Here is a 23,287-nt window from a genome sequence, read left to right as displayed (position 1 = left end):
GGTGGGCAAACATGGTCAACGCCCGCGCAGCGACCGGTACTTCTCGACCAGCGCCAGCGTCGACGCGTCCAGCCCCGGCACAGCCGCCCCCTCGCTCAGCGCCGGCTCCACCCGCTTGGCCAGCACCTTCCCCAGCTCCACACCCCACTGGTCGAACGAGTCGATGTTCCACACGGCCCCCTGCACGAACACCTTGTGCTCGTACAGGGCGACCAACTGCCCCAGCACGGACGGCGTCAGCTCCCGCGCGAGGATCGTCGTCGTAGGCCGGTTCCCCCGGAACGTCTTGTGCGGCACCAGTTCCTCCGGCACCCCCTCGGCCCGCACCTCCTCGGCCGTCTTGCCGAAGGCCAGCGCCTGGGTCTGCGCGAAGAAGTTGGCCATCAGCAGATCGTGCTGAGCCCTGAGTTCACCACTCAGCTCGGCGACCGGCTCGGCGAAGCCGATGAAGTCGGCCGGGACGAGCTTCGTACCCTGGTGGATCAACTGGTAGTAGGCGTGCTGCCCGTTGGTGCCGGGCGTGCCCCACACCACCGGCCCGGTCTGCCAGTCCACCTCCCTGCCGTCCCGCGCCACGTGCTTGCCGTTGGACTCCATGTCCAGCTGCTGGAGGTACGCGGTGAACCGGGAGAGGTAGTGGCTGTACGGCAGCACAGCGTGCGACTGGGCGTCGTGGAAGTTGTCGTACCAGATGCCCAACAGCCCCATCAGCAGCGGGGCGTTGGCCTCGGCGGGCGCGGTGCGGAAGTGCTCGTCGACCAGGTGGAACCCGTCCAGCATCTCCCGGAACCGGTCCGGGCCGATGGCGATCATCAGGGAGAGGCCGATGGCGGAGTCGTACGAGTAGCGGCCGCCGACCCAGTCCCAGAACTCGAACATGTTGGCCGTGTCGATGCCGAACCCGGCGACCTTCTCGGCGTTGGTCGACAGCGCCACGAAGTGCTGGGCCACCGCCTCCTCGTCGTCGAGCGCGGACAGCAGCCAGGAGCGGGCGGAGGTCGCGTTGGTGATCGTCTCGACGGTGGTGAACGTCTTGGAGGCGATGATGAACAGCGTCTCGGCCGGGTCGAGGTCGCGCGTGGCCTCGTGCAGGTCGGCGCCGTCGACGTTGGAGACGAAGCGGACGGTCAGCGAGCGGTCCGTGTAGGGCCGTAGCACCTCGTAGGCCATCGCGGGGCCCAGGTCGGAGCCGCCGATGCCGATGTTGACCACGTTCTTGATGCGCTTGCCGGTGTGCCCTCTCCAGGTGCCTGAGCGCACCCGTTCGGCGAAGTCGGCCATCCGGTCCAGCACGGCGTGCACCGCCGGGACCACGTTCTCCCCGTCGACCTCGATCACCGTGCCACGCGGGGCGCGCAACGCGGTGTGCAGGACGGCCCGGTCCTCGGTGACGTTGATCTTCTCACCGCGGAACATGGCGTCCCGCAGGCCGAAGACGTCGGTGGCGACGGCCAGCTCACGCAGCAGCCGCAGTGTCTCGTCGGTGACCAGGTGCTTGGAGTAGTCGATGTACAGGTCACCGACCTGGAGCGTGTACCCCGTGCCGCGCCCCGGATCGGCGGCGAACAGCTCCCTCAGCTGGACGCCGGCCTGCTCCTCCCGGTGCTTTGCGAGCGCGGTCCACTCGGGCGTCTGGTTGAGCCGTGCCCGGCCGTCTGCGTTCATGTCGACGTCAGCCTTCTTTCCTGCGCCTGTCCGCTTGCGTGCTGCCCGCTGCTCGTCCCAACCTAGTTGATCAGCGGGCGCGGTGAGGGCAGGCGGAGCACGGCGGCGGCGCGTGGGCCGGCGTGCGCAGCCCGAACGGCGCACCGGGCGGGTCCGGGGCGGCCGGATACGCCTCCGGCCGGGCGCCACGGGCGTCCGGCCGGTCAAGTACTAGATCTCGCCGCGCAGTTTGGCGAGTGCCTCGGCGAGGATCGCCTCGCCGTCCGCATCGCTGCGCCGCTCCCGTACGTACGCGAGGTGCGTCTTGTACGGCTCGGTGCGCGGCGGGTCCGGCGGGTTGTCCCGGTCCTGTCCGGCGGGGAAGCCGCAGCGCGGGCAGTCCCAGGTTTCGGGGACCTGCGCGTCGCTGGCGAAGCTGGGCTGCGTCTCGTGCCCGTTGGAGCACCAGAAGGAGATGCGCAGCCGGGGCGCGGACTCGCCACGCTCGGCCTCGCCCATCGGCCCCGCCCCGACCCGGCTTCCTCGGATCGCGTTGCCACTTGCCACGGTCGTAACTCCCTGCGTGATGGTGCCGCGAAGCGAGTCGGCGTTCCGCTTCGCCGCGAGCGCCTCAGTCTACGTAAGGCCCAACGCGCGTCCAGTGATTGGAGTTACCAGGGCCCGCTCAGCCGCGAGCCCCATGATAGGCCGCGCTCGGGAGCGCGCGCCGACCATGGGGCCTTACGTACCGGAATGTATGTGTTTGTGACGCGGATCAGGCGTTCGACTTCATCAGAATGCCGAGGACGATGATGCACGCGAACCACAGCAGACCGATCACGACGGTGATCCGGTCGAGGTTGCGCTCGGCGACGGATGAACCGCCGACCGACGACTGCATGCCGCCACCGAACATGTCGGAGAGGCCGCCGCCCTTTCCCTTGTGCATCAGCACCAGCAGCATCAGCAGCAGGCTGAAGACGATCAGGGCGATCGAGAACCCCAAAACCACGGCTGGACCAACTTCCTCGGACTCGGATGGACGACGGGGGCACAGCACAGCGGCCGTGCCCCCGCAAGAGTACGACGTATCGTCGCTACCGCCTACTCACGGACGGGCTCACTGATCGCGGAAGCGCACGATCTTGACGAACTCGTCGGCGTCCAGCGAGGCGCCGCCGACCAGGGCGCCGTCGATGTCGGCCTGCGCCATGATCTCGGCGACGTTGCCGGCCTTGACGGAGCCGCCGTACTGGATGCGGACCCGGTCGGCCAGCTCCTGCGTGTACAGCTCGGCGATCTTGCCCCGGATCGCGGCGCAGACCTCCTGGGCGTCCTCGGCGCCGCAGACCTTGCCGGTGCCGATGGCCCAGACGGGCTCGTAGGCGATCACGATGGTCTCGGCCTGCTCGGCCGGGAGGTCCTTCAGGCCGCCCTCGACCTGGGCGAGGGTGTGGGCGACGTGGTTGCCCGCCTCGCGGACCTCCAGTTCCTCGCCGACGCACATGATCGGGGTCAGGCCGTGCTTGTAGGCCGCCTTGACCTTGCCGTTGACGATCTCGTCCGTCTCCGCGTGGTACTGGCGGCGCTCGGAGTGCCCGACGGCCACGAACGTGCACTTCAGCTTGGACAGCATCGGGCCGGAGATCTCGCCGGTGTAGGCACCGGAGTCGTGCGCCGAGATGTCCTGGGCTCCGTACTTGATCCTCAGCTTGTCGCCCTCGACCAGGGTCTGCACGGAGCGCAGGTCGGTGAAGGGCGGCAGGACGGCGACGTCGACGGCGTCGTAGTCCTTGTCGGCCAGGGCGAAGGCGAGCTTCTGGACGTGCGCGATGGCCTCGAGGTGGTTGAGGTTCATCTTCCAGTTGCCCGCCATCAGCGGCGTGCGGGTACTCACGGTCAGTCCTCCAGTGCGGCGAGGCCGGGGAGCGTCTTGCCCTCGAGGTATTCGAGGGAGGCGCCACCACCGGTCGAGATGTGGCCGAATGCGCTCTCGTCGAAGCCGAGCGTACGCACGGCCGCGGCGGAGTCACCGCCGCCGACGACGGTGAAGCCGTCGGTGTCGAGGAGAGCCTGGGCGACCGCCTTGGTGCCCTCGGCGTAGTCGGGGTGCTCGAAGACGCCCATGGGACCGTTCCAGAAGACGGTCGCGGCGTCGGCGAGCTTCGAGGCGTACAGCTCCCGGGTCTTCGGGCCGATGTCGAGGCCCTCCTGGTCGGCGGGGATCTTGTCCGCGTCGACCACGGTGTACTTGGCCGGCGCCTTGGTCTTCAGGTCCGGGAACTCCCGGGAGACCAGGACGTCGACGGGGAGCACCAGCTCGACGCCCTGCTTCTCGGCGCGCCGCAGGTACTCCGTGACGGCCGGGATCTGGTCCTCCTGCAGGAGGGAGATGCCCACCTCGTGGCCCTGGGCCTTGAGGAAGGTGTAGGCCATGCCGCCGCCGATGAGGAGGCGGTCGGCCTTGCCGAGCAGCTCGTCGATGACGGCGAGCTTGTCGGAGACCTTGGCGCCGCCGAGCGCGACGACGTAGGGGCGCCGCACGTCCTCGGTCAGCTTCCTCAGCACGCCGACCTCGGTGCTGATCAGGTAGCCGGCGTAGTGCGGCAGCTTCTTCGCCAGGTCGTACACCGAGGCGTGCTTCCTGTGCACGGCGCCGAAGCCGTCGCTGACGTAGACGTCGGCGAGGGTGGCGAGCCGGTCGGCGAACGCGTCGCGCTCGGCATCGTCCTTGGCGGTCTCGCCGGGGTTGAAGCGCAGGTTCTCCAGGACCGCCACCTGGCCGTCCTTCAGGCCCGCGACCGTGTCCTGGGCGGACTGCCCGACGGTGTCGGCCGCGAAGGCCACGCCGGAGCCGAGGAGTTCGCCGAGGCGGGCGGCGGCCGGCGCCAGGGAGAACGCGGGGTCCGGGGCGCCCTTGGGGCGGCCCAGGTGCGAGGCGACGACCACTCGGGCGCCCGCGTCCGCGAGGGCCTTGACGGTGGGCAGGACCGCGCGGATGCGGCCGTCGTCGGTGATGGTGGTGCCGGCCAGCGGCACGTTGAGGTCGGCGCGGACGAAGACCCGCTTTCCGCTTACGCCGTCGGCGAGAAGTTCGTCGATCGTCTTCATTGAGGGGACTCCTGAGGAGGGCTCGTGGTGCCCTTGATCGTAAGAGGGCGTGATCCGTGCGCGAGACAGGGCCCGGTCAGCGCGACGGTGCGCTGCCCGAGCCCTGCTGTCACTGCGAGGTCCTGCGCTTGCGATCTTCGGCGATCAGAGCTGGCCGCCGACGAAGACCGTGAGGTCCACGAGGCGGTTGGAGTAGCCCCACTCGTTGTCATACCAGCCGATGACCTTCACGTTCTTGCCGTCCTGGACCATGGTCAGGGACGAGTCGAAGGTGCAGGAGGCCGGCTCGTTGACGATGTCGGAGGAGACGATCGCGTCCTCCGTGTACTCGAGCAGGCCCTTCAGCTCGCCCTCGGCGGCCTTCTGGAAGGCGGCGTTGACCTCTTCCTTGGTGACCTCGCGGCCCAGTTCGACGACGAGGTCGGTGACCGAGCCGGTCGGGACCGGGACGCGCATGGCGATGCCGTCCAGCTTGCCCTTGAGCTGCGGGAGCACCAGGGCGGTGGCCTTGGCGGCACCGGTGGTGGTCGGGATGATGTTCTCGGCGGCGGCGCGGGCGCGGCGCAGGTCCTTGTGCGGGAAGTCCAGGATCCGCTGGTCGTTCGTGTACGCGTGCACCGTCGTCATCAGGCCCTTGACGATGCCGAAGTTCTCGTCGAGGACCTTCGCCATCGGCGCCACGCAGTTGGTGGTGCAGGAGGCGTTGGAGATGACGTGGTGGTTGGCCGCGTCGTACTTGTCCTGGTTGACGCCCATCACGATGGTGATGTCCTCGTCCTTGGCCGGAGCCGAGATGAGGACCTTCTTGGCGCCGCCCGCGATGTGCTTGGCGGCGTCCTCCTTCTTCGTGAAGATGCCGGTCGACTCGATGACGATGTCGACGCCCAGCTCACCCCAGGGGATGTCGGCCGGGTTGCGCTCGGAGAGCACCTTGATGGTGTGGGAGCCGACCGTGATCGTGTCGGCGGTGTGGGAGACCTCCTGCTTCAGGCGGCCCAGGATCGTGTCGTACTTCAGCAGGTGAGCCGTGGTCGCGGTGTCACCCAGGTCGTTGACGGCCACAACCTCGATGTCAGCACCCTGCTCCAGCAGCGCGCGGAAGTAGTTGCGACCGATACGGCCGAAGCCGTTGATGCCTACGCGGATCGTCACGAACCGATCTCCTCGTTGGTACGCCGGCCATGCGGTGCCGGCGAGCTCTGTTTGGGATGTCCCCGACCACCCCCGACCCTACCCCTCTGATGCCCCCTGAGTGACATCGAGATGCCGCATACACGGGCAGGTGGTCCGTACCCGTCAGTAGGGGTACGGACCACCAGGGAACGGCCGTCGATTCACCCGTATTCGCTCTGGAATGTCGCCCGCTTTTGACGCCGATTTCACTCGTTCGTGAGCGGGTCCGCTCACCTGTGGACCGGGCTTCGCGCGCACCGTTGAGAGGGGGGCGCGCTCACCTGTCGGGTACGGTGTGGTGACGGGCCGTCAGCCCGCGAGGTTGTCCGCCAGCTCCTCGGTCAGGTTGGCCTCCGTGCCGGGGATGCCGAGGTCCGAGGCGCGCTTGTCGGCCATCGCCAGCAGGCGGCGGATCCGGCCGGCGACGGCGTCCTTGGTGAGCGGCGGGTCGGCGAGCGCGCCCAGCTCCTCCAGGGAGGCCTGCTTGTGCTCCATGCGCAGCCGCCCGGCGGCCGCGAGGTGCTCGGGGACCTCGTCGGCGAGGATCTCCAGGGCGCGCTGCACCCGAGCGCCGGCGGCCACGGCGGCCCGGGCCGAACGGCGCAGGTTGGCGTCGTCGAAGTTGGCGAGCCGGTTCGCCGTGGCCCGCACCTCGCGGCGCATCCGGCGCTCCTCCCAGGCCAGCACGGACTCGTGCGCCCCGAGGCGGGTGAGCAGGGCGCCGATCGCGTCGCCGTCGCGGACGACGACCCGGTCCACGCCCCGGACCTCGCGGGCCTTCGCGGCGATCGACAGTCTGCGGGCGGCGCCGACGAGGGCGAGCGCGGCCTCCGGGCCGGGGCAGGTCACCTCCAGCGAGGAGGAGCGGCCGGGCTCGGTCAGAGAGCCGTGCGCCAGGAAGGCCCCTCGCCAGGCCGCCTCGGCGTCACAGGTGGCCCCGGAGACGACCTGCGGGGGCAGCCCGCGGATCGGCCGGCCCCGGCCGTCGACCAGACCGGTCTGCCGGGCCAGCTGGTCGCCGCCGGCCACGACCCGGATCACGTACCGCGAGCCGCGGCGCAGTCCGCCGGGGGCCATCACGATCAGCTCGGAGCCGTGGCCGAAGATCTCCAGGATGTCCCGCTTGAGACGGCGGGCCGCCATCGCGGTGTCCAGCTCCGCCTCGATCACGATGCGCCCGCTCACCAGGTGGAGGCCGCCGGCGAACCGCAGAATGGCGGAGACCTCCGCCTTCCTGCAGCAGGTCCGGGTGACGGGGAGCCGGGAGACCTCGTCCTTCACCGCTGCCGTCATCGCCATGGGCCGATCCTTCCATGCATCCGGAAAATACGGTCGTACGCGGCGGCCAACAGCTCCGGGTCGTGCCGGGGGGAGCCGTCGGTCCGGGCCACCGGAGCCAGCTCGACCGCGGCTCCCAGCCGCTTGGCGGCTTCGGTGAGCGACTCGCGGTCGGGCACGGCGGCCTCGTCGGCCAGCACCACGTCCAGGGCGAGTTTAGGGGCGTGTCGCCCCAAAACCTCCAAATGACGCTGCGGGGAGAAGCCCTCGGTTTCTCCGGGTTGCGGCGCGAGGTTCAGGGAGAGCACACGGCGGGCCTTGGTCTCGGTGAGGGCGTCCAGCAGCTCGGGGACGAGCAGGTGCGGGATGACCGAGGAGAACCAGGAGCCGGGGCCGAGCACCACCCAGTCCGCGTCCCGGACCGCCTCGACGGCCTCGGGCACCGCCGGCGGGTCGTGCGGCACCAGGTGCACGGACTGCACCTCGCCCGGGGTGAGCGCGACGGTGGCCTGCCCGCGGACCGTGTCCACGTCCTCCGGGCGTGTCGGATCGTGCCCCTTGACCAGGGCCTGCAGCTCCAGGGGCACGGCGGACATGGGCAGCACCCGCCCGTGCGCGCCGAGCAGCCTGCCGACCAGGTCCAGGGCCTGGACGTGGTCGCCGAGCTGCTCCCACAGGGCGACGATCAGCAGGTTGCCGACCGCGTGGTCGTGCAGGTCGCCCTGGGACTGGAAGCGGTGCTGGATGACGCGGGACCAGGTCTGCCCCCAGTCGTCGTCCCCGCACAGGGCGGCCAGCGCCTTGCGCAGGTCGCCGGGCGGCAGCACGCCCAGCTCGTCGCGCAGACGCCCGCTGGAACCGCCGTCGTCGGCCACGGTGACGACGGCGGTCAGGTCACCGGTGATCCGACGCAGCGCGGCGAGCGAGGCGGACAGGCCCATGCCGCCGCCGAGCGCGACGACCTTGGGCTGGGTCCCGCGCCGCCGGGAGCGGCCTCCGCGGGCCTCGGGCACCGCCCGGCGCAGCCTGCTCAGCCGCGATGTACGTTCTGTCATTCCCGTCCCATGTCCCGGTGCACGACCACCGTCTCCACGCCCTCGGCCGCGAGGCGCGCGGCGAGCTTCTCCGACATGGCGACCGAGCGGTGCTTGCCGCCCGTGCAGCCGATGGCGATGGTCACATACCGCTTGCCCTCACGCCGGTAGCCGGCCGCGATGAGCCGGAGCAGTTCGGCGTACCGGTCGAGGAAGTCCTTGGCGCCGGGCTGGTTGAAGACGTAGGCGGCGACCTCGTCGTTCAGGCCGGTGAACGGCCGCAGCTCCGGGACCCAGTGCGGGTTGGGCAGGAACCGCATGTCCGCGACGAGGTCGGCGTCGACGGGGAGGCCGTACTTGAAGCCGAAGGACATCACGGTGGCCCGCAGCTCGGGCTCCTCCTCGCCGGCGAACTGGGCGTCCATCTTGGCGCGCAGCTCGTGCACGTTGAGGCTGGAGGTGTCGATCACCAGGTCGGCGTCGCCGCGCAGCTCGCGCAGCAGTTCGCGCTCGGCGGCGATGCCGTCGACGATCCGGCCGTCGCCCTGGAGGGGGTGCGGGCGGCGCACGGACTCGAAGCGGCGCACGAGCGCGTCGTCGGAGGACTCCAGGAAGACGATCCGCCGGGTGACGTGCTTGGCCTCCAGGTCGGCGAGGGACTCGCGCAGATTGTCGAAGAAGCGCCGGCCGCGCACGTCGACGACGACCGCGATCCGGGCCACGTTGCCCTGGGAGCGGGCGCCCAGTTCCACCATGGTGGGGATGAGGGCGGGCGGCAGGTTGTCGACGACGAACCAGCCGAGGTCCTCCAGGCACTTCGCCGCCGTCGAGCGGCCCGCTCCGGACATGCCTGAGATGATCACCAGCTCGGGGATGGCCGCCTCGGGGGCCATGGCCGGCGTGACGTCCGTACTCACCTGTGCTCCGTTTTCCTGAACCGCGTCCGCTTCCGGGTGCGTCTGTTCTCGCTCCGCTGCGGGCCGTGCGTCGTGCTCGCTCATGTCTCCTGCCCCCGTCGTTCGTCCGGGTGGCCCGCCGTGACGGGCTCCCCGGGGGAACCCGCCGTCGTTTCGGGTTCCTCCTCCTCAATGATCTCTCCGGTCGCCGTGTTCACGGCGGGTGCGGCCGGGGTTGCCCGGGCGAGGGCCACGGCGATGGTCTCGGCCGTCTTGCGGCCTATGCCGGGGACCTGCTGGATCTCGTCGATGGTGGCGGCCCGCAGCTTCTTGACCGAGCCGAAGTGCTTGATCAGGGCCTGCTTGCGGGTCTCCCCGAGGCCCGGCACGTCGTCCAGGGCGCCGGTGCGGAAGCGTTTGGCGCGCTTGGCCCGCTGGTAGGTGATCGCGAAGCGGTGGGCCTCGTCACGGACGCGCTGGAGGAGGTAGAGGCCCTCGCTGGTGCGGGGCAGGACCACGGGGTCGTCCTCTCCGGGCACCCACACCTCCTCCAGGCGCTTGGCGAGACCGCACACCGCGATGTCGTCGATCCCCAGTTCGTCCAGGGCCCGACGGGCGGCGGCGACCTGCGGCCGGCCGCCGTCGACGACGACGAGCTGGGGCGGGTAGGCGAACTTCCTGGGACGGCCCTCGTCGTCCTTGAGGGAGCCGCCCAGCGGGTCGCCGTCGGGCAGCACGGTAACGGCGCCGGCGCCCGTCCCGGCACCGTCGGCGGTCTCCGCTCCGTCGGCCCCGTCGGCCCACTCCCCCGTCCGCTCCTTCTCGGCGAGGTAGCGCCGGAAGCGGCGGGTGATCACCTCGTGCATGGAGCGCACGTCGTCCTGCCCGGCAAAGCCCTTGATCTGGAAGCGCCGGTACTCGCTCTTGCGGGCCAGCCCGTCCTCGAAGACGACCATGGAGGCCACGACGTCGTCCCCCTGGAGGTGGGAGATGTCGTAGCACTCGACCCGCAGCGGGGCGCTGTCCAGGTCGAGGGCCTCGGCGATCTCCTCCAGGGCGCGCGAGCGGGTGGTCAGGTCGGAGGCACGCTTGGTCTTGTGCAGGACGAGGGCCTGCTGGGCGTTGCGCTGCACGGTCTCCATGAGCGCCTTCTTGTCGCCGCGCTGCGGGATGCGCAGCGACACGTTCGAGCCCCGACGGCCGGTCAGCCACTCCTGGACCGGCTCGACCAGTTCGGGCAGCGCCGGGACGAGGACCTCCTTGGGGACGGCGTCCCCGCTCTCCTCCCCGTAGAGCTGCTGCAGGGCGTGCTCGACGAGGGCGCCGGTGGTGATCTCCTCCACCTTGTCGGTCACCCAGCCGCGCTGGCCACGCACCCGGCCACCGCGCACGTGGAAGATCTGCACGGCGGCCTCCAGCTCGTCCTCGGCGACCGCGACGAGGTCCGCGTCGGTCGCGTCGGCGAGCACGACCGCGCTCTTCTCCATGGCCTTCTTCAGGGCCTCGACGTCGTCGCGCAGGCGGGCGGCCCGTTCGTACTCCATCTCCTCGGCCGCCTCCATCATCTGCTTCTCCAGGCGGCGGAGGTAGGCACCGGTGCGGCCGGCCATGAAGTCGCAGAAGTCCTCGGCCAGGTCGCGGTGGTCCTCGGGGGCGATCCGGGCGACGCAGGGCGCGGAGCACTTGCCGATGTAGCCGAGCAGGCAGGGCCGGCCGGTGCGGGCCGCGTTCTTGAAGACGCCCGCCGAGCAGGTGCGCACCGGGAACACCCGCAGCAGCAGGTCGACGGTGTCCCGGATGGCCCACGCGTGCGCGTACGGCCCGAAATACCGCACGCCCTTCTTCTTGTGACCGCGCATCACCTGGACCCGCGGGAACTCCTCGTTCATCGTCACCGCGAGGTACGGGTAGCTCTTGTCGTCGCGGTACTTGACGTTGAACCGGGGGTCGTACTCCTTGATCCAGGAGTACTCCAGCTGCAGTGCCTCGACCTCCGTGGACACCACCGTCCACTCCACGGACGCGGCGGTGGTCACCATCGTCCGGGTGCGCGGGTGCAGGTTCGCCAGGTCCTGGAAGTAGTTCGCCAGGCGCTGGCGCAGGCTCTTCGCCTTCCCGACGTAGATCACCCGGCGGTGCTCGTCACGGAACCTGTACACCCCGGGGGAGTCCGGGATGTCACCCGGCCTGGGGCGGTAGCTGGAGGGATCGGCCATGTCTCACACCCTACTGGCGGGCACCGACACCGCGCCGGGCCTGTGGACAACGCCCGACCGGTGCCTTCACCGGCTCGGAGTACCGGCGGGCGGATGCGTCCCGCGAGCGCCCCGCGGGAGTCCGGCGGCGGACGTTCCCGGCCGCGCGCGAGCCTCGCTGCGGGCCCCGGACCGGCCCGTGTCGGGTGCGCCGGGGGTCGAGGCTCGGCCAGGTGTGGGCCGAAGTGTTGTCGGGGCATGGTCAACACGCTTCAATGCGGGGGAACTCGGGGCCGTGCACGCCGCCGGACGCATGCGGCGTGAGCCCGGACGGGCGCCCACGGGGGTGGCCCCGGCCCGTGCCAACGGTCTGACCAGCCGTAGTGACACTCACAGAAAGGCCCCTGTGCATGCTGTCTGTCACGGAGCACACGGACGTCGCCCCGGCCGCCCCCGCGGAACTGGACACGGTTCTGCGAGGCGGTCCCTTCCACGTGGCGCTCCGCGCCGCGATCGCCGCCCGCGGACTGCCGCTCCAGCGCGTGCAGCACCACCTTTCGCGCCACGGGGTCAAGGTCGGCGTCACGAGCCTGAGTTACTGGCAGCAGGGAGCCCGCCGCCCGCAGCGCCCCGAGTCCCTGCGCGCCGTGCGCGCGCTGGAGGAGATCCTCCAACTGCCCGACGAGTCGCTGATCCGGCTCCTCGCGGCGTCCGGGGAGCGCTCTGCCGCCCGCCGTCCGGCGGCGCGTTCGTACCGTTCCCTGGTGGCGGCCTCCGACGTCCTCGGCCGGCTCAAGAGCGAGCTGGGCTGGGCCCTCGACGGCGGACTGCACACCCTGGGCCACCACGAGCGCGTCCGGATCGGCGCCCGTCGCGAACTGGCGGGCCGGGAGTCGCACCACATCGTGCGCGCCCACCGCGACGGCATCGACCGCTTCGTGGCCGTCTACCACGGCGACCCCGGATGCAGCCCGCAGCACTTGAGGCTGCACGCGGTGGAGAACTGCCGTACCGGGCGCGTCCGTTGGGACCAGGACACGGGCGTTCTGGTGGCCGAGCTGCTCTTCGGCACCCGGCTGCGCTCGGGCGACACCTTCCTGTTCCGCTACGGCGTAGAGGACGGCACGGCCGGAGTCTGCCGCGAGTACCTCCACGGGTTCGGCTTTCCCGGTGGCCAGTACGCGCTCCAGGTCCGCTTCGACGCCGGGGCGCTGCCGTCCCGCTGCCACCGCTTCACCCAGCATTCCCCCGCGGCCCCGCGCGGCGGCCGCCAGGAACTGTCCGTCACAGGCCCGGACCACAGCGTCCACGTGGTCGAGCCCCGGGTCCGCCCCGGGCTCGTGGGAATCGCCTGGGACTGGGAGTGAGCGGGGCGTGGCCGGGCCGTTCGCCTGTTCCTCAGGCGCCCGGGCCCGCGATGATCCTGCCGTCCTTCGCGGTGACCGGCAGCGCGTGCAGCGGTTCGGTGGCCGGCGACTGGACCACCTTGCCGGTGACCGCGTCGAACTCGCTGCCGTGGCAGGGGCAGGTCAGGGTCGTCTTCTGGAGCCGGTCGATGGCGCACCCCGCGTGCGTGCAGATCGTGCTGTACGCCTTGAGCGCCCCGCTCGCGTCCCTGCTGACCACCACGTTGTGGTCCCGGAAGAGCTTCGCGCCGCCCTTGGCGATCTCGGTCTCGGCCCCGAGGTCGACAGGTGAGGTCGGCGTGGGATCGGCCGAGGTGCCGTTGCCCGGGGCCGAGCAGGCGGCCAGCGCGAGTCCCGCGACCGGCGCCGCGGCGGCTCCCCTCAGGACGGTACGGCGGCTCGCGGCAGATCCGGCGGACATCTGGTCTCCAGGGGGTCGGGGAGGGACGTGCACGCCGACGATACCGGGGCAGATCGACCGGCCCCGGGGCGGGTCGGGGCGGTTACGGGCCGGGGATCACGGCGGTATGCCGCAGACGATGGACGACGGACGCGTAAACGCTTGCGCAAGCGTTTACGCCGAGGGGTCCGATGGGATACGTTCCCGCCCGGAGGGAACTGCGGCGACTCGGAAAGGGGTGCGCGATGCCCACCATGGCCGACGTCGCCCGGAGCGCCGGAGTCTCCGTGGCCACCGTCTCGCACGTGCTCAACGGCACGCGCCCCGTACTGCCCCACACCCGGCAGGCCGTACTGGACGCCGTCGACGCCCTCGGCTACACGCCCAACACCCTGGCCCGCTCCCTGGTGACCTCCCGTACCCGGTCCATCGGGCTGGCGGTGTCGGTGATCAGCAACCCGTACTTCACGGAGATCCTGCAAGGCGTCGAGGCCGCCGCTCTGGAGGCGGGCTACAGCCTGCTCGTCGCGGACCCGCATGATGATCCCCTGCACGAGCGCAAGGTCGTCGAGTTCCTGCACGAGCGCCGCGTGGACGGCATGATCGTCGCACCCTCCGCACAGCCGCACGACCTCGTCGCCTACCTCCGCCGCCACGCCGTGCCGGCCGTGTTCCTCGACCGGGTGGTGGACGTCCCGGCCGGCCCGGACGGCACGGGTGCCCACGGGGCCGGCGCCCCCCGTGCCCACGGGAGCGATGCCGGTGCCCCCGGCTTCGATCAGGTCTGCGGCGAGAACGCCGCACCCATGGCCGGGTTCGTCACCCACCTCGCCGGGCTGGGCCACCGCCGGATCGGGCTGGTCGCGGGGCTGCCCGGGCTGAGCACCACCGTCGAGCGGGTCACCGGCTACCGGCAGGGCCTCGCCGCGGCCGGTCTCCCCCACGAGGAACGCCTCGTCGTGACCGGCGATTCCGACTCGGCCGGCGCCCAGCAGGCCACCGACGCCCTGCTGTCCCTGGCCCATCCGCCCACCGCCCTCGTCACCGCCAACGACGCCATGACCATCGGCGCGCTCCGAGCCCTGCGCCGGCGGGGCCTGTCCGTGCCGGACGACATCGCCCTGTGCTGCTTCGACGATTTCGCCTGGGCCGACCTGTTCTCGCCCCGGCTCACCGCCGTCGCCCAGCCCGGCAGAGAGATCGGCGCCACCGCCGTACGCGTCCTGCTGGACCGCCTGGCCACACCGGACCGGCCCGCCCGGACCGTGCGGCTGCCGTGCACGTTCGTCCACCGCACGTCCTGCGGCTGCCCGGAGGAGCCGCGAGACACCGACGGGACCGATGTCGCCGAAACCGATCCAGCTGTCCGAGAAGGAGAAGAGGACCCCTCGTGATCGTCGTCGCCGGTGAGGCACTCATCGACCTGGTGCCGCAGGGCCCGGGCGCCCTGGCGGAGCTGAAGCCCGCGCTCGGCGGAGGGCCGTACAACACCGCCGTCGCCCTCGGCCGCCTGGGCACGCCGGCCGCCTTCTGCTCCCGCGCCTCACAGGACGCGTTCGGCGAGGCCCTGCTGGACGGGCTGCGGCGGGAGGGAGTGGACGTCTCGGCCGTGCAGCGCGGCCCTGAGCCGACGACCCTCGCGGTCGCCACCCTCGACGCCGGTGGTTCGGCGGCCTACTCCTTCTACGTCGACGGCACCGCCGACCGTCTGTTCACGGCTCCGGCCAGGCTGCCCGCCACGGCCCGGGCAGTGTCCTTCGGCACCTGTTCCCTCGTCCTGGAACCGGGAGCGAGCGCCTACGAGGAGCTGATGCGGACAGCGGCCGGACAGGGCCTGTTCACCGCCCTCGACCCCAATGTCCGGGCCGGACTGATCCCGGACGCGGACGCCTACCGGGCGCGGTTCAAGAGCTGGCTGCCCTCGATGACGCTGCTGAAGCTGTCCGCGGAGGACGCGGAGTGGCTGGGTGGCACCCCGCGCGACTGGCTGGCCGAGGGACCGGCGGCCGTGGTGGTCACCCGCGGCGGCGACGGCCTGACCGTGTTCACCCCGCACGGCGGGGAGTACTCCGTACCGGGTGAGAAGGTCGATGTCGTGGACACCATCGGCGCCGGTGACACGGTCAACGCGGCCCTGCTGCACGGACTTCGCGTCCAGGACGCGCTCTCTCCGGGGGCGCTCGCCGCCCTGGGCGGGGACGGCTGGACGCGCCTGCTGCGGTTCGCGGCGCGCGCGGCCGCGGTCACCTGCTCACGGGCGGGGGCACAGCCGCCGTACGCCTCCGAACTCGGCGAGGTGTGAGCAGTCGGCGGCGGGTGCCACCGCCGCTCGTCTCTCCCTCTTCTCTTGTCAAGGATCGGCCGGCGCCGTGATCCGTGGGGCCGTCGGACGGCGGAGCCGGGGTGGCTGATCGGAGAACGAGTGACGCCTCGCCGGTGGTTCCGGCGAGGCGTCACTCGAATGGATGAAGTGTCAGGGCAGGTCCGGCGTCGCCGTCACGCCTTACGGGCGCGCGTCGTCTTCTTCGCCGCTGCCGCCTTCTTCGTGGCGGGGGCGGCCTTCTTGGCTGCCGTCCTCGCCGGACCGCCCGCACCGTCGGCCTTGGCCGTGACGGTCTTCTTCGCCGTCGACTTGGCCGCCGCCGTCTTCCCGGCCGACGCGGAGCGCGGAGCCTTCACGGGCTGCGCGTCGCTGATGCGGTCGGCGCCCAGGATCTCGCGCAGGAACTTGCCGGTGTGGCTGGCGGGAACCCCGGCGACCTCCTCGGGCGTGCCCTCGGCGACCACCAGACCGCCGCCGGCACCGCCTTCCGGACCCATGTCGACGACCCAGTCGGCCGTCTTGATCACGTCGAGGTTGTGCTCGATGACGATGACCGTGTTGCCCTTGTCGACGAGGCCGGCCAGGACCGTCAGCAGCTTGCTGATGTCCTCGAAGTGCAGCCCCGTGGTGGGCTCGTCCAGCACGTACACCGTGCGTCCCGTGGAACGCTTCTGCAGTTCGCTGGCGAGCTTCACGCGCTGGGCCTCGCCACCGGACAGGGTCGTCGCGGACTGGCCGAGCCGGACGTAGCCGAGTCCGACGTCGTTGAGCGTCCTGAGGTGACGGGAGATCGCCGGGACCGCCTCGAAGAAGTGCATGGCCTCTTCGATCGGCATGTTCAGGACCTCGGAGATGGACTTGCCCTTGTAGTGGACCTCCAGGGTCTCCCGGTTGTAGCGGGCGCCGTGGCAGACCTCGCACGGCACGTAGACGTCCGGGAGGAAGTTCATCTCGATCTTGATCGTGCCGTCACCGGCGCAGTTCTCGCAGCGGCCGCCCTTGACGTTGAAGGAGAAGCGGCCGGGCAGATAGCCGCGGACCTTCGCCTCGGTGGTCTCGGCGAACAGCTTGCGGACGTGGTCGAAGACCCCGGTGTACGTCGCCGGGTTGGACCGCGGGGTGCGGCCGATGGGCGACTGGTCGACGTGGACGACCTTGTCGACGAGGTCGTCGCCCGCCACGCGCGTGTGGCGCCCGGGAACGGTTCGCGCGCCGTTCAGCTCGCGGGCGAGGTGCGTGTACAGGATGTCGTTGACCAGCGTCGACTTGCCGGATCCGGAGACGCCGGTGACGGCTGTGAACACCCCGAGCGGGAAGGACACGTCGATGTCCTGCAGGTTGTTCTCGCGGGCGCCGTGCACGGTGAGCTTGCGGCTCGGGTCGTGCGGCCGTCGCACGTCCGGGAGCGGGATCGCCTTGCGTCCGGAGAGGTACCGGCCGGTCTCCGACTCGGTGTTGGCGAGGAGTTCCTTCAAGGATCCGCTGTGCACGACCTTGCCGCCGTGCTCGCCCGCGCCGGGACCGATGTCCACGATCCAGTCGGCGACCTTGATGGTGTCCTCGTCGTGCTCGACGACGATGAGCGTGTTGCCCATGTCGCGCAGCCGGACCAGGGTCTCGATCAGCCGGTGGTTGTCCCGCTGGTGCAGGCCGATGGACGGCTCGTCGAGCACGTACAGGACGCCGACGAGGCCGGAGCCGATCTGGGTCGCCAGGCGGATCCGCTGGGCCTCACCACCGGAGAGGGTGCCGGCCGCCCGGTTCAGCGACAGGTAGTCCAGACCGACGTCGACCAGGAACCGGAGCCGCTCGTTGACCTCCTTCAGCACCCGCTCGGCAATCTTCTTGTCGCGGGCGTTGAGCTTCAGTTCACCCAGGAAGTCCGCGCAGTCGCTGATCGACATCGCGGAGACCTCGGCGATCGACCTCCCCATGACGGTGACCGCGAGGACGATCGGCTTCAGCCGCGTGCCCTCGCAGGAGGGGCAGGGCACCTCGCGCATGTAGCCCTCGAAGCGCTCGCGGCTGGCGTCGCTCTCGGCCTCGCTGTGCCGCCGCTTCACGAAGGGCACGGCACCCTCGAACGGCGTGGTGTACACCCGCTCGCGGCCGTACCGGTTGCGGTACCGCACCTCGATCTGGGTCTTGTGGCCGTGCAGCAGCGCCTTGCGCGCCCGCTGCGGCAGACCCGCGAAGGGGATGTCCGTGCGGAATCCGAGCGCGTCCGCGAGGGCGCCGACGAGACGCCCGAAGTAGTCCTTGGTGTGGCCGTGGGACCACGGGTGGATGGCTCCCTCGTCCAGGCTCTTGTCCTCGTCCGGGACGATCAGTTCCGGGTCGACCTCCATCCGCGTGCCGATGCCGGTGCACTCGGGGCAGGCGCCGAAGGGCGAGTTGAAGGAGAAGGAGCGCGGCTCCAGTTCCTCGAAGGACAGGTCGTCGTACGGGCAGTACAGGTGCTCCGAGTACATGCGCTCGCGCTCGGGGTCGTCCTGGGGGAGGTCGACGAAGTCGAGGACGACCATGCCGCCGGACAGGCCGAGAGCCGTCTCCACCGAGTCGGTGAGGCGCCGCTTGGCGGAGTCCTTGACCGTCAGGCGGTCGACGACCACCTCGATGGTGTGCTTCTCCTGCTTCTTCAGGGCCGGCGGTTCGGACAGCTGGATCGTCTGTCCGTCCACGCGCGCGCGTGAGTAGCCCTTGGTCTGCAGGTCGGCGAAGAGGTCGGCGAACTCGCCCTTGCGCTCACGCACCAGCGGCGACAGCACCTGGAAGCGGCTGCCCTCCGGCAGCTCCAGGACCTTGTCGACGATGGCCTGCGGCGACTGGCGCGAGATGGGGCGGCCGCACTCGGGGCAGTGCGGCTTGCCGATGCGCGCGAAGAGCAGGCGGAGGTAGTCGTAGACCTCGGTGATGGTGCCGACCGTCGAGCGCGGGTTGCGCGAGGTCGACTTCTGGTCGATGGAGACCGCCGGGGAGAGACCCTCGATGAAGTCGACGTCCGGCTTGTCCATCTGCCCGAGGAACTGGCGCGCGTACGAGGACAGCGATTCCACGTAGCGCCGCTGGCCCTCGGCGAAGATCGTGTCGAAGGCCAGGGAGGACTTGCCCGACCCGGACAGGCCCGTGAAGACGATGAGCGAGTCACGCGGCAGGTCGAGCGAGACGTTCTTCAGGTTGTGCTCGCGCGCGCCACGGACGATGAGACGGTCGGCCACGCCGGTCCGCACCTTTCTTGAGAGAAGTGACAGGGGCGGGGCCCCCGTGCTTCTTCAGACTAGGGGGAGCCACTGACAACGCCGGTCGGATTCCGGGAGGCATAACAATCCCCGGCCATCCAGCATGCCCGACGCCGCCCTCGACGGTATAGCACGCGCATTCGAATTGCGGACAAGCTTCACCACCTTCACCCGAAGGTGTGGCGGGGCTAGGGTCAGGTCCATGATTGATCACGCTCATGACCTGGACCGTGTACACGAGGCGACCGAGCGGCTCCTCACCGCTGTCGCCAAACTGGACAACGCCTCGCTCGCCGAGCCGTCACGGCTTCCGGGCTGGACGCGCGGGCATGTCCTCGCCCACCTCTCCCGCAACGCGGACGCGCTCGTGAACGTCCTCGAAGGCCGCCCGATGTACGAGAGCGCGGAAGCACGCGACGGCGATATCGAGCAGGGCGCTTCGCGGACCCTCGACGTCCAGCTCGCCGACCTGCGCGAGAGCGCGGCCCGCTTCCAAGATCTGGGGGCCGCTCCGGCGGACTGGACGCGCACGGTGGAGCTGCGCAACGGTGTCACCGACTCCGCGGCCCGCGTGCCGTTCCGGCGGTGGGCCGAGGTGGACCTGCACCACGTGGACCTCGGCATCGGCTACGAGCTGGAGGATCTCCCGGCGGAGTTCGCCGAGCGGGAGATCGACTTCCTGACCCAGCGGTTCGACCGGCACAAGGACGTCCCCCCGACGGGCCTGACGTCCGGTTCCGGCCGGGTCTGGACCACCGGCGGAGGCGCCCCGGGCGGGCCCGTGGAGGTCGAGGGCCCGGCCCCGGACCTGCTCGGGTGGCTGGCAGGGCGTCGTGACGGCTCCCGGCTCACGGTGCGGGACGGCGCTCTTCCGGAGCTGCCTCCGCTGTGACGCGTGAACAGCCCGGCCGTCAGGCGCGAACAGCCCCGTCCGCCGGGCGGCTATAGGCTGATCGCCATGACGTACAGCGGAGAGGTCAAGGTCGGCGGACCGGCGGATGTGCACGAGCTGAAGGACCTGATGATCACCAAGATCGCGGTCGGCCCGATGGACAACAACGCCTATCTGCTGCGGTGCCGGGCCACCGACGAACAGCTTCTGATCGACGCCGCCGACGACGCCGGGACACTCCTGGGGATGATCGGTGACGACGGCATCGCGTCCGTCGTCACCACCCACCAGCACGGGGACCACTGGCGGGCGCTCGCCGAGGTCGTCTCCGCCACGCGCGCGCGTACGTACGCCGGGCGGGACGACGCGGCCGGCATCCCGGTCCCCACCGACGTCCCGGTAGACGACGGGGATGTGATCAAGGTGGGGCGCGTGGAACTCACGGCGCGCCACATCGTCGGGCACACACCCGGCTCCATCGCCCTGGTCTACGACGACCCGCACGGGCACCCGCACGTCTTCACCGGGGACTGCCTCTTCCCGGGCGGGGTCGGCAACACCTTCAAGAACACCAAGGCGTTCGCCACCCTGATCCACGATGTCGAGACGAAGATCTTCGACGTGCTGCCGGACGAGACCTGGGTCTATCCCGGGCACGGCAACGACACGACGCTGGGCACGGAGCGGCCGCATCTGCCGGAGTGGCACACGCGCGGCTGGTGAGCCCACGGGGTGGGCGCAGCCGCCCAGGGGCTATGCGTCCGTCTGTGCCGCCCTCGCCAGCGCGGCGACCCTCTCGACGCCGAACACGTATCCCTGCACTCCGCACCCCGCGATCACCCCGTCGGCGCGGAGGGAGACGTACGAGTGGTGCCGGAACGTCTCCCGCTGGTGGATGTTGGAGATGTGGACCTCCAGGACGGGCAGGCCGTCGCAGGTGTTGAGCGCGTCCAGGATCGCGATCGACGTGTGGGAGTAGGCGCCGGGGTTGATGACGATGCCGCAGTGGCCGAGCCGTGCCTCGTGGATCCAGTCGACCAGTTCGCCCTCGTGGTTCGACTGCCGGAAGTCCACCGTGCCGCCGTGCGCGGCCGCCGCCTTGGCGCACATCGCCTCGACCTCGGCCAGGGTGTCCCTGCCGTAGATCTCGGGCTGGCGCCGGCCGAGCAGGTTCAGGTTGGGCCCGTTGAGGATCATGATCGGGGCGTTGGCCAGGGTGCGGGGCACGGTTCCTCCGTCCGTCGGTGGCCGTACGACTACGACCGCTGCTCGGACTCGGTCTATCACGGCCGCCGGAGCGCACGACTGGGCGATCGCGCTACGGGTTGATCACGCTACGGGTTGATCACGCTACGGGTTGATCGCCAGCTCCAGGTACGCGGCGAACAGCACCAGGTGAACGCCACCCTGCAGAGGCGTCGCCCGGCCCGGCACCACCGTCAGCGAGCTGACCACCACGGTGAGCGCGAGCAGCAGCATGTGGGTGGACCCCAGACCGAGGACCAGCGGGCCCGACAGCCAGATCGAGGCGAGGGCGACAGCGGGGATGGTCAGGCCGATGCTGGCCATCGCCGAGCCGAGCGCCAGGTTGAGGCTGGTCTGCACGCGGTCCCGGCGGGCGGAGCGGAGCGCGGCGATCGTCTCGGGCAGCAGGACCAGCAGGGCGATGATCACGCCGACGACGGCCTGGTGGAGGCCGGCCGCCGCCACACCGGACTCGATGGTGGGTGACACGCCTTTGGCCAGGCCGACCACGCCCACCAGGGCCAGGCCCAGCAGGCCGAGGCTGGCCCAGGCGGTGCGCGCGGACGGCGCCGCGGCGTGGTCGTCCACCCTGATCACGTCGCCCTGCCGCGTGATCGGCAGGAAGTAGTCCCGGTGCCGTACGGTCTGGGTCGCCACGAAGAGGCCGTAGAGGACCAGCGAGGACAGCGCGGCGAACGTCAGTTGTACGGCGGAGAACTCGGGGCCCGGCTTGCTGGTGGTGAAGGTCGGCAGCACGAGGCTGAGCGTGGCCAGCGTCGCCACGGTCGCCAGCGCGGCGCCGGTGCCCTCGGGGTTGAACACCGCCGTGCCGTGCCGGAGGGAGGCAACGAGCAGGCAGATCCCGACGATGCCGTTGCAGGTGATCATCACGGCGGCGAAGACGGTGTCACGGGCGAGGGTGGAACTCTTGTCGCCGCCGTCGGCCATAAGGGTGACGATCAGGGCTACTTCGATGATCGTCACGGCGATGGCGAGGACCAGGGAACCGAAGGGCTCACCGACGCGGTGGGCGACCACCTCGGCGTGGTGAACCGCGGCCAGCACGCATCCCGCGAGGACCACGGTCACCAACGCGACGACCGCGCCGGGCAGCTCCCGGCCCCAGGTGAAGAGGAGGAGGATGGCTGCGAGCACCGGCACGAGGAGCGTCCACTGGCCGGTGAGCGACCTGAGCCGAGTGATCATGGGGCGATGGTGGCAGACCGCCCCCTCCTTCGCATTCCGTCCCTTTCGGATACGTGCCCCTTTCTCCGCGTCGCGGTCATGCCCCGGACCCAGGGGCCGGCTTGCCGCCGTCAGGCGTCCACGCGGTCCTTGACGCCCGTGTCGGCCGCCGCCTGCTTCCGCGAGGCCATCAGGCTGGTGACCGTGGTGACCGCCAGGACCGCGCAGATCACGCCGAGCGAGACCGGAATGCTGATCTCGGGCACGTGCACCCCGGACTCGTGCAGCGCGTGCAGCACGAGCTTCACGCCGATGAATCCGAGAATGATCGACAGGCCGTACGACAGGTGGACCAGCTTCCTGAGCAGACCGCCGATGAGGAAGTACAGCTGCCGCAGCCCCATCAGGGCGAAGGCGTTGGCGGTGAAGACGATGTACGGGTCCTGCGTGAGGCCGAAGATCGCGGGGATGGAGTCCAGCGCGAACAGGACGTCCGTGGTGCCGATGGCGAGCATCACGACCAGCATCGGCGTCATGACCCGCTTGCCGTTCTGCTGGATCCACAACTTGGTGCCGTGGTAGCGGTCGGCCACACCGAACCTGCGCTCGGCGGCCTTGAGTAGCTTGTTCTCCTCGTACTCCTCGTCCTCCGCGTCGGCGCGAGCCTCCTGGACGAGCTTGACGGCGGTCCAGATCAGGAAGGCACCGAAGAGGAAGAAGACCCAGGAGAAGCTGGCGATGATCGCGGCTCCCGCGGCGATGAAGACGGCTCGCAGGACCAGGGCTATGAGCACCCCGACGAGCAGGACCCGCTGCTGGTACTGCGAGGGCACCGCGAACTTCGCCATGATCAGGACGAAGACGAAGAGGTTGTCGACGCTCAGCGATTTCTCGGTGATGAACCCGGCGAAGAACTCACCGGCCGGCTGCCCGCCGCCGAAGACGAGCAGGCCGAGGCCGAAGAGGCCGGCCAGGGTGATCCAGACGACCGTCCAGATCCCGGCTTCCTTGATCGACACGTCGTGGGGCTTGCGACCGATGAAGAAGTCCACCGCGATCAGCGCGGCGAGCCCTACGACGGTGAGCACCCACAGGGTCATGGAAACGTTCACTGCACCTCCGGCATTACGTCACGGCAAACAAAGCCAGCGTCATCGCTGCCGGAGGTCTCTTCCACCCGGGATGGGCCGACGCCCCGGGATCGGACCGATCCGTACTGACGGGTGCGCCGCAGTCAGGGAGTACTCCCCTCCGTACGGAAAGAGT

The 23,287-nt window shown here is 70.5% G+C and carries 20 protein-coding genes; 5 read left to right on the top strand and 15 right to left on the bottom strand.

The window, feature by feature from the left end; all coding sequences use genetic code 11:
- Positions 1 to 15: 15 nt before the first annotated feature.
- The 10 genes from pgi to uvrC form a co-directional block, all read right to left on the bottom strand.
- Entirely contained in the window at positions 16 to 1,665 is a 1,650-nt protein-coding gene (gene pgi, locus ABZ854_RS09875; protein ID WP_361206994.1) for a glucose-6-phosphate isomerase, read from the bottom strand.
- A gap of 210 nt (positions 1,666 to 1,875) precedes the next feature.
- The gene (locus tag ABZ854_RS09870) at positions 1,876 to 2,211 is read right to left on the bottom strand and encodes an RNA polymerase-binding protein RbpA (protein ID WP_003976875.1); all 336 of its coding nucleotides are present in this window, start codon (positions 2,209 to 2,211) and stop codon (positions 1,876 to 1,878) included.
- A gap of 208 nt (positions 2,212 to 2,419) precedes the next feature.
- Complete coding sequence (gene secG / locus ABZ854_RS09865; RefSeq protein WP_129309755.1) at positions 2,420 to 2,656, bottom strand: preprotein translocase subunit SecG; 237 nt, start codon at positions 2,654 to 2,656, stop codon at positions 2,420 to 2,422.
- Between the two features lie 108 nt (positions 2,657 to 2,764).
- Positions 2,765 to 3,541 carry a triose-phosphate isomerase gene (gene tpiA / locus ABZ854_RS09860; RefSeq protein ID WP_129309754.1) on the bottom strand — a complete coding sequence of 259 codons (777 nt, stop codon included), beginning with the start codon at positions 3,539 to 3,541 and terminating at the stop codon, positions 2,765 to 2,767.
- 2 nt (positions 3,542 to 3,543) lie between these two features.
- Positions 3,544 to 4,755: a phosphoglycerate kinase gene (locus ABZ854_RS09855; protein ID WP_361206991.1), complete on the bottom strand. Its 1,212-nt coding sequence runs from the start codon at positions 4,753 to 4,755 to the stop codon at positions 3,544 to 3,546.
- Positions 4,756 to 4,899: 144 nt separating this feature from the next.
- Positions 4,900 to 5,907 carry a type I glyceraldehyde-3-phosphate dehydrogenase gene (gene gap, locus ABZ854_RS09850; RefSeq protein ID WP_129309752.1) on the bottom strand — a complete coding sequence of 336 codons (1,008 nt, stop codon included), beginning with the start codon at positions 5,905 to 5,907 and terminating at the stop codon, positions 4,900 to 4,902.
- Positions 5,908 to 6,237: 330 nt separating this feature from the next.
- Positions 6,238 to 7,227, bottom strand: a complete 990-nt coding sequence (gene whiA / locus ABZ854_RS09845) for a DNA-binding protein WhiA (protein ID WP_129309751.1) — start codon at positions 7,225 to 7,227, stop codon at positions 6,238 to 6,240.
- Positions 7,218 to 8,261, bottom strand: a complete 1,044-nt coding sequence (gene yvcK / locus ABZ854_RS09840) for a uridine diphosphate-N-acetylglucosamine-binding protein YvcK (RefSeq protein WP_361206986.1) — start codon at positions 8,259 to 8,261, stop codon at positions 7,218 to 7,220. Before yvcK ends, whiA begins: the two co-directional genes overlap by 10 nt.
- On the bottom strand, positions 8,258 to 9,241 hold the full coding sequence (rapZ, locus tag ABZ854_RS09835) for an RNase adapter RapZ (protein WP_129309749.1): 984 nt from the start codon (positions 9,239 to 9,241) through the stop codon (positions 8,258 to 8,260). Before rapZ ends, yvcK begins: the two co-directional genes overlap by 4 nt.
- Positions 9,238 to 11,352 (bottom strand): excinuclease ABC subunit UvrC, encoded by a 2,115-nt coding sequence (uvrC, locus tag ABZ854_RS09830; RefSeq protein WP_361206983.1) that lies wholly within the window; start codon positions 11,350 to 11,352, stop codon positions 9,238 to 9,240. The genes rapZ and uvrC overlap by 4 nt, the downstream gene beginning before the upstream one ends.
- 389 nt (positions 11,353 to 11,741) lie before the next feature.
- Between uvrC and ABZ854_RS09825 the strand changes: the two genes are divergently transcribed.
- Positions 11,742 to 12,698: a hypothetical protein gene (locus tag ABZ854_RS09825; protein WP_361206980.1), complete on the top strand. Its 957-nt coding sequence runs from the start codon at positions 11,742 to 11,744 to the stop codon at positions 12,696 to 12,698.
- Between the two features lie 31 nt (positions 12,699 to 12,729).
- Here the strand turns inward: ABZ854_RS09825 and ABZ854_RS09820 are convergent, their stop codons facing one another.
- Positions 12,730 to 13,158 carry a Rieske (2Fe-2S) protein gene (locus ABZ854_RS09820; RefSeq protein ID WP_361206977.1) on the bottom strand — a complete coding sequence of 143 codons (429 nt, stop codon included), beginning with the start codon at positions 13,156 to 13,158 and terminating at the stop codon, positions 12,730 to 12,732.
- A 224-nt stretch (positions 13,159 to 13,382) separates the two neighbouring features.
- Between ABZ854_RS09820 and ABZ854_RS09815 the strand changes: the two genes are divergently transcribed.
- Positions 13,383 to 14,531 carry a LacI family DNA-binding transcriptional regulator gene (locus ABZ854_RS09815; protein WP_361206974.1) on the top strand — a complete coding sequence of 383 codons (1,149 nt, stop codon included), beginning with the start codon at positions 13,383 to 13,385 and terminating at the stop codon, positions 14,529 to 14,531.
- A complete protein-coding gene (locus ABZ854_RS09810) occupies positions 14,528 to 15,439 on the top strand; it encodes a carbohydrate kinase (protein WP_361206971.1) in 912 nt (303 codons plus the stop codon). The genes ABZ854_RS09815 and ABZ854_RS09810 overlap by 4 nt, the downstream gene beginning before the upstream one ends.
- A gap of 194 nt (positions 15,440 to 15,633) precedes the next feature.
- On the opposite strand, the gene uvrA is transcribed toward ABZ854_RS09810, so the two are convergent.
- Positions 15,634 to 18,678, bottom strand: coding sequence for an excinuclease ABC subunit UvrA (gene uvrA / locus ABZ854_RS09805; RefSeq protein WP_361206968.1), 3,045 nt, complete (start codon positions 18,676 to 18,678; stop codon positions 15,634 to 15,636).
- 223 nt (positions 18,679 to 18,901) lie between these two features.
- Between uvrA and ABZ854_RS09800 the strand changes: the two genes are divergently transcribed.
- Positions 18,902 to 19,591, top strand: coding sequence for a maleylpyruvate isomerase family mycothiol-dependent enzyme (locus ABZ854_RS09800; protein WP_361206965.1), 690 nt, complete (start codon positions 18,902 to 18,904; stop codon positions 19,589 to 19,591).
- Between the two features lie 66 nt (positions 19,592 to 19,657).
- A complete protein-coding gene (locus ABZ854_RS09795) occupies positions 19,658 to 20,314 on the top strand; it encodes an MBL fold metallo-hydrolase (protein WP_361206963.1) in 657 nt (218 codons plus the stop codon).
- A gap of 30 nt (positions 20,315 to 20,344) precedes the next feature.
- Here the strand turns inward: ABZ854_RS09795 and aroQ are convergent, their stop codons facing one another.
- From aroQ to ABZ854_RS09780, 3 genes are all read right to left on the bottom strand, one after another.
- Entirely contained in the window at positions 20,345 to 20,818 is a 474-nt protein-coding gene (gene aroQ / locus ABZ854_RS09790) for a type II 3-dehydroquinate dehydratase (RefSeq protein ID WP_361206960.1), read from the bottom strand.
- Between the two features lie 123 nt (positions 20,819 to 20,941).
- Entirely contained in the window at positions 20,942 to 22,042 is a 1,101-nt protein-coding gene (locus ABZ854_RS09785) for an ionic transporter y4hA (RefSeq protein WP_361206957.1), read from the bottom strand.
- Between the two features lie 110 nt (positions 22,043 to 22,152).
- A complete protein-coding gene (locus ABZ854_RS09780; RefSeq protein ID WP_361206954.1) occupies positions 22,153 to 23,133 on the bottom strand; it encodes a TerC/Alx family metal homeostasis membrane protein in 981 nt (326 codons plus the stop codon).
- Between the last annotated feature and the right edge of the window lie 154 nt (positions 23,134 to 23,287).

It is taken from the genome of Streptomyces sp. NPDC047028 (assembly GCF_040644095.1).
Taxonomy (GTDB): domain Bacteria; phylum Actinomycetota; class Actinomycetes; order Streptomycetales; family Streptomycetaceae; genus Streptomyces.
Note: the sequence above shows the minus strand (reverse complement) of the source record. Positions and strands in the feature narration are given on the sequence as shown.

Coding starts and splice junctions, on each gene's coding strand:
- ABZ854_RS09855 (WP_361206991.1), bottom strand. CDS start 4,755: ATGAAGACGATCGACGAACTTCTCGCCGACGGCGTAAGCGGAAAGCGG.
- ABZ854_RS09820 (WP_361206977.1), bottom strand. CDS start 13,158: ATGTCCGCCGGATCTGCCGCGAGCCGCCGTACCGTCCTGAGGGGAGCC.
- ABZ854_RS09785 (WP_361206957.1), bottom strand. CDS start 22,042: ATGATCACTCGGCTCAGGTCGCTCACCGGCCAGTGGACGCTCCTCGTG.
- ABZ854_RS09795 (WP_361206963.1), top strand. CDS start 19,658: ATGACGTACAGCGGAGAGGTCAAGGTCGGCGGACCGGCGGATGTGCAC.
- rapZ (WP_129309749.1), bottom strand. CDS start 9,241: ATGAGCGAGCACGACGCACGGCCCGCAGCGGAGCGAGAACAGACGCAC.
- uvrC (WP_361206983.1), bottom strand. CDS start 11,352: ATGGCCGATCCCTCCAGCTACCGCCCCAGGCCGGGTGACATCCCGGAC.
- ABZ854_RS09815 (WP_361206974.1), top strand. CDS start 13,383: ATGCCCACCATGGCCGACGTCGCCCGGAGCGCCGGAGTCTCCGTGGCC.
- pgi (WP_361206994.1), bottom strand. CDS start 1,665: ATGAACGCAGACGGCCGGGCACGGCTCAACCAGACGCCCGAGTGGACC.
- whiA (WP_129309751.1), bottom strand. CDS start 7,227: ATGGCGATGACGGCAGCGGTGAAGGACGAGGTCTCCCGGCTCCCCGTC.
- ABZ854_RS09800 (WP_361206965.1), top strand. CDS start 18,902: ATGATTGATCACGCTCATGACCTGGACCGTGTACACGAGGCGACCGAG.
- ABZ854_RS09825 (WP_361206980.1), top strand. CDS start 11,742: ATGCTGTCTGTCACGGAGCACACGGACGTCGCCCCGGCCGCCCCCGCG.
- yvcK (WP_361206986.1), bottom strand. CDS start 8,261: ATGACAGAACGTACATCGCGGCTGAGCAGGCTGCGCCGGGCGGTGCCC.